The sequence below is a fragment of the Larkinella bovis genome, assembly GCF_042655385.1.
Lineage (GTDB): Bacteria > Bacteroidota > Bacteroidia > Cytophagales > Spirosomataceae > Larkinella > Larkinella bovis.
Map to the genome: position 1 here is coordinate 435789 of NZ_JBHSMA010000002.1, position 12688 is coordinate 448476.

The following is a 12688-nucleotide window of genomic DNA, read 5'->3' on the forward strand; positions in this document are numbered from 1 at the left end:
GAAAGACATTCGGAAAGGATAGGGGGAAGGGCCGTTTAACGGGTCTTTCTTCATATATTTACTCTCTATTCCTCAAACAGAAAGCGTTTCATGCAAGCCATTCTTTCTCCGCCAGTTGTCCGTCCCCAAATCCCTACCTACATCTATGCCGTGGTATTCTCGTCGCTCTGCATTGTCTGGGGGTTGCTCTGGGACATCATGTGGCACATGAGCATCGGTCGCGATGGGTTGTTTGCGCCCCCGCACTTGCTGATGTATGTCGGGGCGGTTGTTGCCGGGTTGTTTTCCGGAATAAAGATTTTGCAGTTGACCTTTGCCAAAAGCCACGCCGAACGGACGCATTCGGTGCGGTTCTGGGGGATTTTTTACGGCTCGCTGGGGGCCATGTACTGCGTCTGGGGCGCCCTGACCATGCTGACGTCCGCGCCCTTCGACGACTGGTGGCACAACACCTACGGCCTGGATGTCCAGATTCTGACGCCCCCGCATACGGTTTTGCTCGTCGGGATGATGACCGTTCAGTTCGGGGCGATGATTGGGGTGCTGGCCGTTCAAAACCGGGTGGCGAACCAACCGGCGGTTGGTAGCCGGGCGGAGAAACAGGCCCATGAGCGGCTGGCGAAGCGGCTGAAAATCATGTTCACCGTTGCCGCCGGATTGCTGCTGAGCATTCTCTACACCATGCTGGCCGAAAAACTGGGGGAATGGGCGTCCCACCATTCGTCCTCCTATATCACGATGGGGATTGCCTTTCCGTTTTTTCTGCTGTCGGTGGGCCGGGCGTCTCCGCTCCGGTATCCGATCACCCTGACGGCAGCTGCCTACATGCTGACGATGCTGATTCCGAGCTGGATTCTGCCGTTTTTCCCGGCAACACCCCGGCTGGGGCCGGTGCTGAACCCGATCACGCACTACCAGGCGTTCCTGTTTCCGTTGCTGCTGGTCGTACCCGGTTTTGTGCTGGATAAACTGCTGCATCGGTTCGGGAAGCTGAACGACTGGCTGCTGGCCGTGCTGACCGGTACGGTTTTTATCCTGGTCATAACGGTGGTGCAGTGGTATTTCGGCGCGTTCCTGCACACGTCCGTTTACGCCCAGAACCGGTTTTTTCTCAGTACCTCCATGTCGTACAGCGACGATCCCGGCTGGCCGTACCATCACGCGTTTCATCCGCACTGGCTCCAGACCATGCCTGCCTTTCTGAAAGGAATCGGTATCGCCATTGCCTGCGCCATCGTGTCGGCCCGTCTGGGGCTGCTGTGGGGCAACTGGATGAAACGGGTGCAGCGGTAAAAGGAGTTAAGAATTAAGAGTTAAGAATTAAGCGTTGATCTAAGGCTGTGGAATTGAACGTCAGGCGTTTTCCAATCGGGATACTTTTTATACTTATTCTATCATTCACGCTTGCACACACGGCGCGGGCTCATATCGGAAGTCCGGGCGTCATGGTGCAGAAACAGGCTGGGAATTACCAGGTACTGGTGAATGTCATTCCACCGGAAGTGGTGCCGGGAACCGCCAGCGTGACGGTTTTTGTCGAAAACGGCCGGGCGAATTCTATCCAGGCGCGACCGGTTTATTTCTCCGCCGGCGATGAAGGGGCACCGGTTCACGATGAGCTGCAACGGGTTGGCAATAACCGCTTTGAAGGCGTCGTCTGGCTGATGGACTCGGGTTCGTCCAGCGTGGAAATGATCATCGATGGCCCCGACGGGAAGGCTACGTTAATCGCTCCGATTGTGTCGGTGCCAACCCGGATGCAGCCGATGCCCACCGGAACCGGCATGGGGCTGGCCGCTTTGGGTGTGCTGCTCGTCATTCTGCTGATTACCACCGTTGGGGCCAGTCTGGCCGATGGGACGCTCAAACCGGGGCAGCCCGTTCCGAAATCGTTCCGTCGGAAGCGCCTGATGGGCATGGGGATTGCCGCCGTTTTACTGGGCGTTGGCCTGACGGGCTGGCGGACGTGGTGGACGAGTTGGGCGGATCAGTACCGTACGCACGAATTGTACGCTCCGCTGCCGGTCGATTCGAAGGTAGAAACCGCAACCGACGGGCGGACGGTGCTGTCGATGCAACTCGATACGTCCCGGTTTTCGGAAGGAGGGATCAAACGGCGTCGGCTGAGCTATCTGGTGCCCGACCACGGCAAACTGATGCACGTCTTTCTGGTCCGAACGCCCGCGCTGGATGCCTTTGCGCACCTCCATCCCGACCGCCGGGCGCTGAATCAGTTTGAATCACCTCTGCCGCCGTTGCCCGCCGGTCAATACCTGGTCTATGCCGATATCGTCTACCGCAACGGTTTTGCCGAAACCCTGACCGATACGGTGACGATTCCCGAAATCAGCCCGCAGCCCGCAGCGATCAGGCCCGCCGATCCGGACGATAGCTGGCTGGTAGCGGAGCCAATGGGCGTCAGGGCCAATGCCGTCGGGTTGCCGCATCTGGACGATGAGATGGTGTTGTGCGGGATTCCCGGCGCGAGCTCGAAGCTGAGCGACGGTTCGACCATGCTCTGGACCGACAAACCCGCAGCGGTGCTGGATGCCGGGAAACCGTATGTGCTGAAATTTGCCGTGGCGGATGCGCAGGGAAAACCGGCTCCGCTGGAACCGTACCTGGGCATGGGCGGCCACGCGGCCATAGTGCGGTCCGACGGGACGGTATACATCCACCTGCACCCGGTAGGAACCTACTCAATGGCGGCCGAAACCTTTCTGGTCGATCGCATCGCCGACACGACGCGCCGGTTTGCGTTTCCCGATCCGGCGGTTTTCCGCGACAGCATCGATCGCTACGTGGCCGCGTTGAAGCAACTGCCCGAAGCCGAAAAGAACAAACGGTTGATGACCGCTATGCCCACCATGACACATGCGATGAAAATCAACAACATGGTGGCGTTTCCGTATGCGTTCCCCCGTTCGGGGCATTACCGGATCTGGGTGCAGGTGAAGCGCAACGGGCAGGTGTTGACGGGTGTTTTCGATACGCAGGTGAAAGAAGGAATTCTGTAATAGAGGAGACGTAAAAGGGAGGAAAGGGAACGGCATTCGACGGTTTTTTCCTTTTCTCCCTTTTCTGCTTTTACTTCCTTTCCTCCTCCCGGCCATGTATCTTTACGAAAAGTCCATGTTGCGTTATGAGAATTGTGGTCGTAGTAAGTCTTTGTTTTCTGACAGTAACCAGTTTCGCACAAACTAAAAAACCAGTAGCCAAACCGAGTCCGGGCCAGCAGATTTACGAGCAATATTGTTTGACCTGTCATCAGGCCGATGGGTCGGGGGTTCCGAATCTGAATCCGCCCCTGAAGCAGTCCGAGTGGGTATCGGGTGATAAAACCCGGCTCATTAACGTGATCCTGAAAGGGTTGCAGGAGCCCATCGAAATCAACGGAGAAACGTTCGATAACGTGATGCCAGCCCACGACTTTCTTTCCGATAAGGAAATTTCGGACGTTTTGACCTTTATTCGCAGTAGTTTCGGCAACAAGGCCGATGCCATTTCGGCCGAGGAGGTGAAGAAGGTAAGGAGTGCGAAGTAGCCCGCGAGTGACGTGATTTTTTCGGGATTGTGATGAGTAAACCGTATTGTATTTCCTAATAACCCATGAAAACCCTTTTCCTATCGATGCTGCTGGCCGCTGGTCTGATGACGGTCGGTCTGGCCCAGCCGAAATCGCCGGTTGGTCTGCAATTGTATAGTTTTCGGGCCCAGTTTCCGAAAGATGTTCCCGGAACCCTGGCCAAAGTCCGGGCGATGGGCTTCCGGGAAGTCGAGCTGGCCGGGACGTACGGAATGGCGCCGGAGGAGTTTCGGAAACTGCTCGAAAAGAATGGACTGAAACCCATCAGCACGGGCGCTTCGTTCGAAGACCTGGAGAATAACGTGCCGAAAGTGCTCGCCGAAGCCAAAGCGCTGGGCGTCAAATACGTGATGTGTGCCTGGATTCCACATAACGGCGACAAGTTTACACTCAACGATGCCAAACGGGCCGTCGATGTGTTTCATACCGCCGGTAAGCTCCTGAAAGACAACGGTCTTTCGTTTTGCTACCACATCCACGGCTACGAGTTTCAGCCGCACGAAAACGGAACATTTTTCGATTACCTGGTGGAGAATCTGGACGCGAAATACGTCAATTTCGAAATGGATGTGTTCTGGGTGAAACACCCCGGGCAGGACCCCATTGCCTTGCTGAAAAAATACCCCGGCCGGTTCCCGCTCATGCACCTCAAAGACCGCAAACCGGGTACGCCCGGCAACGATACCGGCCATGTAGATGTGGAGTCGAACGTCGCCATCGGCAAAGGCGATCTGGGTATTGCCGAAATTATGAAACAGGCGAAAAAATCGGGCGTTAAACACTATTTCATCGAAGACGAATCCTCGCGCTCGATGGAGCAGATGCCCGAAAGTGTGGCGTATCTGCGCGAAGTGATGTGATCGACGGTTTTGCCGCAACGCAAACTAACGGAAAATACCCTGGAAGGATCAACGCGTACGGGCTGATAACCAGCTACCTGTCATCCCTTCAGGGTATTTTCCCGTTCAGCCGTTCAGGCTGAAACCTTCAGTTGTTTTCCCTCGGTTTTCGTTTTTTTCTGCGGATCGTAGGCAATAAAGAACGTGAGCCATGTCCGGCGCGCCAGCCGGAAAAAATACGGCGTGAGCAACACCAGGGTCGGCACCAGACCGATCAGGTAATAGTCCAGATCAACGTTCAGCCACTGAACGGCGACGAAGAACGTCAGCAGCGTATAGATCGTGTAAAAAGCGTAACTGACAAACATGGAGCCCCAGTAAAAACCGGGTTCGGGCACCAGCACTTCCCCACAGTGCGGGCATTTTTCGTGCATTTCGTCGAACCGGCGGCTGTAGGCGCTGCTGGTAACGAAGAAGTCGCCCTGGTGACAACGCGGGCATTTGTTGAACACAACGCTGTATAATCGATTATCTTTTAGCATGGCTTTCGGATGTTAGGTACCCATCGACCTCAAGGGTACGATGCAAAGATAGAGCCTGCTGTTTTGAATCGGAAAGACAAAACCGGGGAGGTATGGTACAAATCAACGATCAGGTGGTCATGGCCTGCCGAAATTCGGCGGGTGTCCGGCGGGTGTGTTTTTTGAAGAAACGGACAAAATAGGAGGGGTCTTCGAAGCCCAGTAGAAAACCGATTTCCTTCACCGATTGGGCCGTATGGGTCAGCAACCGTTGCGCTTCGATGACCTGCCGCTCGTGCAGCAGTTGGCTGGCGGTTTTGCCCAGTACCTTTTTGCAGATGTGGTTGAGGTAATTCGGCGTCAGGTGCATCTGTTCGGCGTAGTCGCTCACTTCCCGAACCGTCAGAAACTGCTGTTCCAGCAACTCCTCATACTGCCGGATGCGGTCGAACAGGTTGGCGTCCGTGACGGTTTGCCGTTCGGTATAGAGTCGGCTGGCGGTTTCCAGCAGCAGGTGGACATACGACAGAAAGACCTCCGGGCGGTTGGGCTGCGGGGCTTCGTATTCCTGCCAGGCGTAGCGGAACAAATCCCGAAACAGCCCGGACGAACCGGCCACCGCCAGCAGGGGCTGGTGCTGATGCGAGTGGAAAAACGGGTATTGAAACAAGCGGTTTCCGAAGCGACTCCGAAAAAAATTAGCCTCAAAAAACAGGTTGAAGCCTTCAATATCATCGGATAAGTGCCAGCTGTGGACCTGTCCCGGCGTCAGAAAATAGAGTTGATAGGGAGCGATCGAATAGGTTTTAAAGTCGATCGTGTGCGTGCCACTGCCCTTGATAATCCACATCAGCAGGTAAAACGTGTGCGAATGCGGTTTGTCGATGCCCTTGAATTCCTGCACCAGTTTTTCCAGCCGCGTCATGTAGAAGAGCGTATTCGGCTCGTGATGCGGAAACGCCTGAAGTTTGTAAACCGGTACGGAAGAAGCCATAGAATGAGACGAAAGACGTGAACAGGAGACAAAAGACGAAAGACAAGAGATGAAAGAATGGGTAAGAATTTTCGTTATTCGCCCGGTTTCCGCTGGTCTTTTGTCTCTTGTCTATCCTCTTTTTTCTAGAACGAACTTTTCACGACGCGTTTGACGCGCAAAAACCGGTTGAGTTCGTAGGCATCGAAGTTGGGGGCGGCCGGGTTGACGCTGGTGATCCGAATCTGGCCCGAAGCGTGAATAAACTCACTGTTCCCGATCCACATGCCCACGTGAACCACCCGCTCCGGTTTGTCGGCGGTAGCCGGTTCACCAAAGAAGAGCAAATCGCCCGGTTTGAGCTGGGCAAACGTCTTGTTCGGTGTTTCGATTAACTCGCCTTCGTTGACCTGCTGCGACGCGTCGCGGGGCAATTGCTGCCCGTTGAGGAAGTAGACGGTTTTGGTAAAGCCGCTGCAATCCATGCCTTTTACCGAGGTGCCGCCCCATAAATATGGGATGCCCATCAGGCTCTTCGCCGTGCTGACCAGCGCTTCTTCGGTTGGGCGGGCGGTTGCTTTCCAGCGGTCGAACCGCTGCGCTTCGCGTTTGGGAACGTACCCCGTCCGGCCATCGGGGTAGCGGACCTGGAAGTATTGCCGACTTTCGCCCATCAGGGCCAGTGTATTACCGGCAACAATATCGGAGACGGTTTGCGACCGTTTGCTGGCTTCGCTGTACACAAAGCCGAACGGGCGGGTGAAGATGATTTTTTCGGCGGCCTGCCATTGCTCAAAATCTTCCCTGGTCATCAGTTGCAGGGCACCCGCATCCGTCCACGCAATGTACTGATCGGGCGTCTGCACCAGGTACCAGTTGCGGTCTTTATCCCAGACTTTCAGCGGCATCCCGAGCAGTGCCTGGGTGGCAAGCTCGGCGGCATTGCGGGCGTTGGCACGCAGATTGGCCACCGACACGTTTGCGATGGCGTAACTTTTTTCGCCCACCGACTGGCTGGGCAGCAACTGAATCTGATCGACCACGGGCCGATCGGCGGCTTTCAGTTGAGCCAAAAGCGCCTGTTTGGCTTCGGGTAAATTCGTAAAACCGGTCAGGTTGCCCGATGAATCGGCTTCGACGTTGAAAATCGCCACCCGTTTATCGGGCGCGTACTGCTTCCGGACCGCTTCCACGATTTGGGCCAGTGATTGCGAAAAACCGTCGAGCGAAAGCATAGAAAGTATGAATAAACCGGCACAAAATCGTTTCATGACCAATGGATAAAACAGACTGAATAGACAAAAATACAAAAAGCCAGCGACGAAACGGACTGGCTTTTTGTATACGGTGAACAGTTTACGGTATTCGGTTTACGGTTTTTAGTTTATAGTATTCCTTGGCCCGTGTTGCGGTAGCTACTGTAAACCGAAAACCATAAACCATAAACCGAATACTGACTTTATTTCTTCCCATTAAAGGCAAGCTTCAGTTCGTCGCCGGTGTCGGGGTCGGTTCCGCCGACGTTGAAGATCAGAAAACCGCCGTCGCAGTCGCCAATCCGTTCGCCTTCGGCATACAAACCGTATACTTTTCCGGATTCTTTGACGTCGATTTCCAGACCTTCCAGCAGGGTCCTGCCTTCGCCTTCGATGAAGAGTGTCAGGTCCAGCGTTGCTTTACCGTCGGTTTTTTTGGTGATTTTGGCCGTTCCGGAGGCAACGGTTTTGCCACTCTCGACCAGCGGCAGCGTGGGCAGTTCGATTTCGTTCCCCCCGTTGATGAAGTGAAACGAGCTTAAGGTATAGGTTCCGGTCACACGGGCGGCTGGTCCGGCCGGTTGCTCCGGTTCAGGATCGGTAGTATTGTCTTTCTTACAGGCGACGATGGTGAGGAGCGCAAACAAAAAAATAAAGATACTTTTCATCAATAGTGTTGTTTTGATCGCAGCAAACGTAGCGCGAAACGACCCCAAACTCAACCGATGGATACATGAATCGTTATTTTGAACGCTTGAACCGTTATCAAAACCGGCTGAATGAAGGAAAAGGCGGGTTCACTCAAACCCGGTTTGGACCCGGTTTACCATTCCGGAATCGCTTTCTACGGCTCGTAACTCACCCGAAACCTGCTTAAATCGGGCGGATAAGACCGTTTTCGTTTGACTTCGTAATCAAAAATCAGCCGCCCCAGATTCGCCATGAACGGATAACCAACCGTTTGGTAATCGTATGTATTGTCGTTGAAAATACCGTCTTCGTTGCATAAAATCACCGCCGACAGCAGAAATTCAATGCCTTTTTCGAAGTCCACAACGTAGGCGTTGTCGATCATGTAACCGTACGCATTGCCCACTTTATTGAAAATCCGAACCGAGGGCGGTAGTTTACTTCGCGCATCGCCGAAGACCAGAAACTTGCCATAACTGTCGTAATAGGTCGAATCGTAGCGTGGGTAGTTCGACTCGCGCGGAAACTGGGAGAGGTAGCGGTACAAAAACCGGTAATCGTCGGACGTCAGATCGAACGTCTGGCGGGCGGGCGTATCGTCGGGAAACAAAACCGCCCGCAGCATTTCCTGCTGGTTTTCCAGCGAGAACGCATTTTTTTCGGTGAAATCGAAGGGCTCGTTCACCAGCGTACCGTTGTTCAGATACCCCACTCCCCGCCGGATGGGTTTGTCGGGCCGGAACGTTTGGTCGCATACCTGTTCGGACTGCTGGTATAAAACCGTATCCGATTGCACAAACCGCAGCGCGTTGGTCCGGCGGTTTTGCCCGGGCGTCAGCGGAAGGGAAAGCCGGTGCACAATCCGGGTATCGCGATACCCTTTTTCCCGCAACCGCTCATTCAGGTAGCAGGGGCCGAGGAATTCGTATAACCGGTTAAAGGCGTCATTGTCACTTACCAACAGGATTTTTCGAATGTATTGCGCCACCGACGGCAGGCCATTTTCCGCTGTGGAATCGGTGCGGACTCCGCGCTGGACCCCGGCGAGGGAGTCCGTCAGCAGGGGCGTATAAATCGACAAGTGAGGATGTTTTTTGCGGAGTTGGTTGATTTTTTCCAGCGCCAGCAACACCGCCGGGAGCTTGACGGTGCTGGCCGGGTAAAAATACCGGCCGTTGTCGATTCGGTAGCGGTAACTTTTAAATAAGGGGCGGTTTTTCTCGTCGCGGTTGATCTGGGTATACAGAATCTGCACGTCGTATTTCGCCGGGTTTTTCAGGATGTTGCCGAACAGTTCCGGGTTCTTCTGCAGCAGTTCCGCCAGAAATTTATCGGTATGCTGCGCCTGGCCGTTCGGACACCCGCACCAGAGAGCGAAAACGGCAAGAAAGGCCCGAAACCGGTTTCCGAGCGCCCTGACCGGGCTTCTTTTATGTTCAACTCGATTCTTCATACAGGTAGTCGCCTAAGCGTTCAATGTCCTCGGGGCGGTGCAAGGCGCTGATGACAATCCGGGTGTTCGGTTTGTCGGCCGGGGTCGGATAGGCAAACGAATAGATCAGAATCTGCTTCGTTAACAGGGACGAATATAACCGATCCTGCTCAGTATAAAAGACCGGATAATCGGGAATGTGCTGAAAAAGGCCAGAATCGCCCACCCGGTTTTCAAACTGTCGAATGTTGGTTTTCAACTGCGAAAAAGCCGCACGATAAAGGTCCTGCGCCTGGCCGAAAGCATACAGATAGGCCGGTGGAATGGGGGAGCAGGCTCCGAAAAAAGCCGTCTGACGAATGGCGTTCAGCGTAGCCGGATCGGCCAGAATCACCCCGCCGGGCAGGCCCATGGCCTTCGCCAGCGACGCCGTGACAATCAGCCGGACATTGGCCCGTTGCGGAATCTGCGAACCGATGCCGCTGCCGGCCGGGCCGATGATCCCCAGCCCGTGGGAATCATCAATCAGGAGGATAACCGACTGATTTTCGGGTAATTGATTCACCCAGGAAAACGAATAAGCGACGGAGCATAAGGCATCCAGCGAGTTCAGGGCAATGACGACGGTGGGCGTTGGAGCCGCTGCCACCAGGTCGGGAAGTTGCCGGGTCCAGGCATCGAACGAAAGGGCCGGTAACCGCTGGGTGGGTTCCTGCCAGATGGCCGGGTGGGCGTTGGGGCCGTAAAGGAAGCCAAACCCCTGTTCTTTCAGCCAGTTGACCACGGCCTGTCCGGCCAGCATCCCCGACGAGAGCGTTAGAGCGGCTTCGGCCCGGGCAAAAGCGGCCAGTTTTTGCTCGGCTTCTTCGTAGATCCGGAGCTGCAGATTGCCGTTGCGGGACGAACCAAAAACCGTACCGTAGCGCATCATCCCGTCTTGCAGCAGCGACTGAAAAACCGGGTTCTGGGCCATGCCGAGGTACGACGTACCGCTGAAAAACAGGTATTCCTGCCCGTCCACCGCAAGGGTCCGGCCCGGGAGGTGATCAATGGAATAATGAGTGGTCATGCGAGAATGAATGCAGAAGGGGAAAGGAGAGAGGGAGAAAAGATGCCATTCCCTTCGTCCTCTTCGCCTTTCTTTTAGTTTAGTTGAACGCCCGTACCGTTTTCGTTGGCGTACAGAACCCGCCCGAAATCGAAGGTGACGCCCGTGGCGGGGTCGTTGGCAATGAGCAGCGTACCGTCCATATCCACATAATTGAGCAGGGGCAGCAACTGCGCAATGGCTGAAATGCCGACGCTGGTTTCGTTCATGCAGCCGACCATGACCTGCAAACCCCGTTGCCGGGCTTTTTCGATCATGCGCCGGGCGGGCGTCAACCCTCCGCATTTGGTCAGTTTGATATTAATACCGTGAAAATAGCCCGCGCAGCGTTCCACATCGCCTTCGACAATGCAGCTTTCGTCGGCAATGACCGGCAGGACGCTCTCCCGCACGACCCGTTTCATGCCCTCCCAGTCGGCGGCTTTCAAGGGTTGTTCAATGAATTCAACCCCCAGGTCTCTCAAAACCGGGGCATACTGGATGGCGGTTTCAGCGGTCCAGGCGCAGTTGGCATCCACCCGAAAAACCGCATCGGTATGCCGGCGAAGTTCCCGGACGATGGCCAGATCGTCGGTCGTGCCGAGTTTGATTTTGTAGAGCGGCCACGGAAATTCCTGCATTTTGCGCACCATATTCTCAATGGTATCGATGCCGATGGTATAATCGGTGATCGGATTATTTCCGGCGTCCAGGTTCCAGTGCTGGTACAGCGGTTTTCCGGCCCGCTTGGCTACCAGATCGTGGGCGGCTTCGTCGAGCGCGCACTGCGCAAACGGATTGTCTTTCAGGTGCGGATGGGCCAGTTGCCAGAGTTCTTCGGCGGTTTGCCAGTCGTCGGACTCGATCAACCCACGAAGGGCTTCGAGCGCGTCGATCATCCGGTCGATGGTGATGCCGTAATATTTGTTGGAGGTGGCTTCGCCAAATCCGCTCAGCGAACCATCCTGTAGTTCCACAATGAGCGTTGGCTGCACATCGCGCGAATCGTGGGCAATCGTGAAGGTATGTTTCAGCCGCAGGTCGAAACGGTGGAAACGGAGTGATTGGGGCATTACGGTATTCGGTTTACAGTTTTTAGTATTCATTTTACGGTTTGAGTCAGGATGGAGCGTCAAAAATAAAACCGGATATCGAACACGGAAAACCGTAAACTATAAACCGGATACCGGAAACCGGTCACTGGCGCGTTGACAGCATGATGCTGGTCAGGTCTTCGGCGTTTTTCAGGTCTGCGGCAATTTTCCGGTTCCAGCGTTCCTGTTCGGCGCGGTTGAGGCCGTGCTGCGTTTCCTGGTCGTATTGCTCCTGCCAGCGGTTCATGTCGCGGTAGGCTTCCAGGTACAGAAACTGCACGCGGCTGTTGTAATCGTCGAAGTCCATGTGGTCGTCGGCCATAATTTTCTGTTTAAACCGCTCAACCACCAGTTTAACAATATCGAAATGTTTCTGCTCGTGGCGCAGGGCGTACTCGTCTTTGGCGGTGGGCCGCACCCACGACATGCTTTTCACCATGAACGTCTTGAAGGTCAATTCGATCTGGATGTAGCCGTTGACCCACCGGCTGTGACCTTCGTACGAAAACGTCGGAAAGATGGAAGCGGCATTCCGGCTGCCGATGCGCGGAACGGCCTGAAAATCATCCCAGGTCAGCGGCCGGAGCGGACTATAAAAAACCGTATCGCCCGCTGCCTGCTGAATGCCGTGGTCAACGTACACAAATTTCAGCCCTTTCACCAGCGCCGGACTTTTATCCCGGTTGACTTTGATCCAGTTGGAGAGGTATTGAGCGGCACTTTCGAGGGCTTTTCGGGCCACCAGTTCCAGCCGGGCGGTTTCGCCGAACGAGCGGGTGTAAATGGTCCGGGCGGTGTAGGTGGTCAATTGAACGGGTTTCCCGTCGCGTAGCACATCAAACGCCAGTTCGAGCCGGCAAACTCCGTCGGCCTGCGAATCGTTTTTGGCTTTCTCGGAAAACACCAGTTCCCGAATGCGGATGATGACGGGCACACGGCTGGAATCGGGCCGGAAACCGGGCCGTAATAAATCCCCAAACACATCGGTGATTTCGTCGGTACTGCGAACCGGCAAACTCGCTTTGGGTGCCGCCAGAATCGTTCCCAGCTGCGCTTTGGTCGTTCGCTCATCCCGCATCCGCAGCAGCGAAAACGTGGCCTCCCTGACCGAAATGGGTTCTTTCCGGATCGTAATCCGCACCGGTTCCTGCCGCGCCAGCATGGGGTGCGGAACCAGTAACAGCAGGAAGAGCAGGAGCCGGTTCATTGG

12 protein-coding genes are annotated in these 12688 nt (G+C 55.1%); 4 read left to right on the forward strand and 8 right to left on the reverse strand.

Annotated features, from left to right (window positions below; all coding sequences use genetic code 11):
- Positions 1-90 precede the first annotated feature (90 nt).
- From ACFPMF_RS09005 to ACFPMF_RS09020, 4 genes are all read left to right on the forward strand, one after another.
- Positions 91-1293 carry a hypothetical protein gene (locus tag ACFPMF_RS09005; RefSeq protein WP_379843394.1) on the forward strand — a complete coding sequence of 401 codons (1203 nt, stop codon included), beginning with the start codon at positions 91-93 and terminating at the stop codon, positions 1291-1293.
- Positions 1294-1445: 152 nt separating this feature from the next.
- Positions 1446-3017 carry a hypothetical protein gene (locus ACFPMF_RS09010; protein WP_379843396.1) on the forward strand — a complete coding sequence of 524 codons (1572 nt, stop codon included), beginning with the start codon at positions 1446-1448 and terminating at the stop codon, positions 3015-3017.
- Positions 3018-3142: 125 nt separating this feature from the next.
- A complete protein-coding gene (locus tag ACFPMF_RS09015) occupies positions 3143-3544 on the forward strand; it encodes a c-type cytochrome (protein ID WP_379843399.1) in 402 nt (133 codons plus the stop codon).
- Between the two features lie 65 nt (positions 3545-3609).
- Positions 3610-4446 (forward strand): sugar phosphate isomerase/epimerase family protein, encoded by an 837-nt coding sequence (locus tag ACFPMF_RS09020; protein WP_379843401.1) that lies wholly within the window; start codon positions 3610-3612, stop codon positions 4444-4446.
- A 113-nt stretch (positions 4447-4559) separates the two neighbouring features.
- Here the strand turns inward: ACFPMF_RS09020 and ACFPMF_RS09025 are convergent, their stop codons facing one another.
- From ACFPMF_RS09025 to ACFPMF_RS09060, 8 genes are all read right to left on the reverse strand, one after another.
- Positions 4560-4967: a DUF983 domain-containing protein gene (locus ACFPMF_RS09025; RefSeq protein ID WP_379843403.1), complete on the reverse strand. Its 408-nt coding sequence runs from the start codon at positions 4965-4967 to the stop codon at positions 4560-4562.
- Between the two features lie 109 nt (positions 4968-5076).
- The gene (locus ACFPMF_RS09030; RefSeq protein WP_379843406.1) at positions 5077-5940 is read right to left on the reverse strand and encodes a helix-turn-helix domain-containing protein; all 864 of its coding nucleotides are present in this window, start codon (positions 5938-5940) and stop codon (positions 5077-5079) included.
- A 125-nt stretch (positions 5941-6065) separates the two neighbouring features.
- On the reverse strand, positions 6066-7190 hold the full coding sequence (locus tag ACFPMF_RS09035; RefSeq protein ID WP_379843409.1) for a C40 family peptidase: 1125 nt from the start codon (positions 7188-7190) through the stop codon (positions 6066-6068).
- A gap of 188 nt (positions 7191-7378) precedes the next feature.
- The gene (locus ACFPMF_RS09040) at positions 7379-7843 is read right to left on the reverse strand and encodes a hypothetical protein (RefSeq protein WP_379843411.1); all 465 of its coding nucleotides are present in this window, start codon (positions 7841-7843) and stop codon (positions 7379-7381) included.
- Between the two features lie 176 nt (positions 7844-8019).
- Positions 8020-9318 (reverse strand): serine hydrolase, encoded by a 1299-nt coding sequence (locus ACFPMF_RS09045; RefSeq protein ID WP_379843414.1) that lies wholly within the window; start codon positions 9316-9318, stop codon positions 8020-8022.
- Positions 9302-10366 carry an aminotransferase class I/II-fold pyridoxal phosphate-dependent enzyme gene (locus ACFPMF_RS09050; RefSeq protein ID WP_379843416.1) on the reverse strand — a complete coding sequence of 355 codons (1065 nt, stop codon included), beginning with the start codon at positions 10364-10366 and terminating at the stop codon, positions 9302-9304. The genes ACFPMF_RS09045 and ACFPMF_RS09050 overlap by 17 nt, the downstream gene beginning before the upstream one ends.
- A gap of 74 nt (positions 10367-10440) precedes the next feature.
- A complete protein-coding gene (locus ACFPMF_RS09055; protein ID WP_379843418.1) occupies positions 10441-11457 on the reverse strand; it encodes a dipeptide epimerase in 1017 nt (338 codons plus the stop codon).
- Between the two features lie 124 nt (positions 11458-11581).
- On the reverse strand, positions 11582-12685 hold the full coding sequence (locus ACFPMF_RS09060) for a DUF922 domain-containing protein (protein WP_379843421.1): 1104 nt from the start codon (positions 12683-12685) through the stop codon (positions 11582-11584).
- Positions 12686-12688 lie beyond the last annotated feature (3 nt).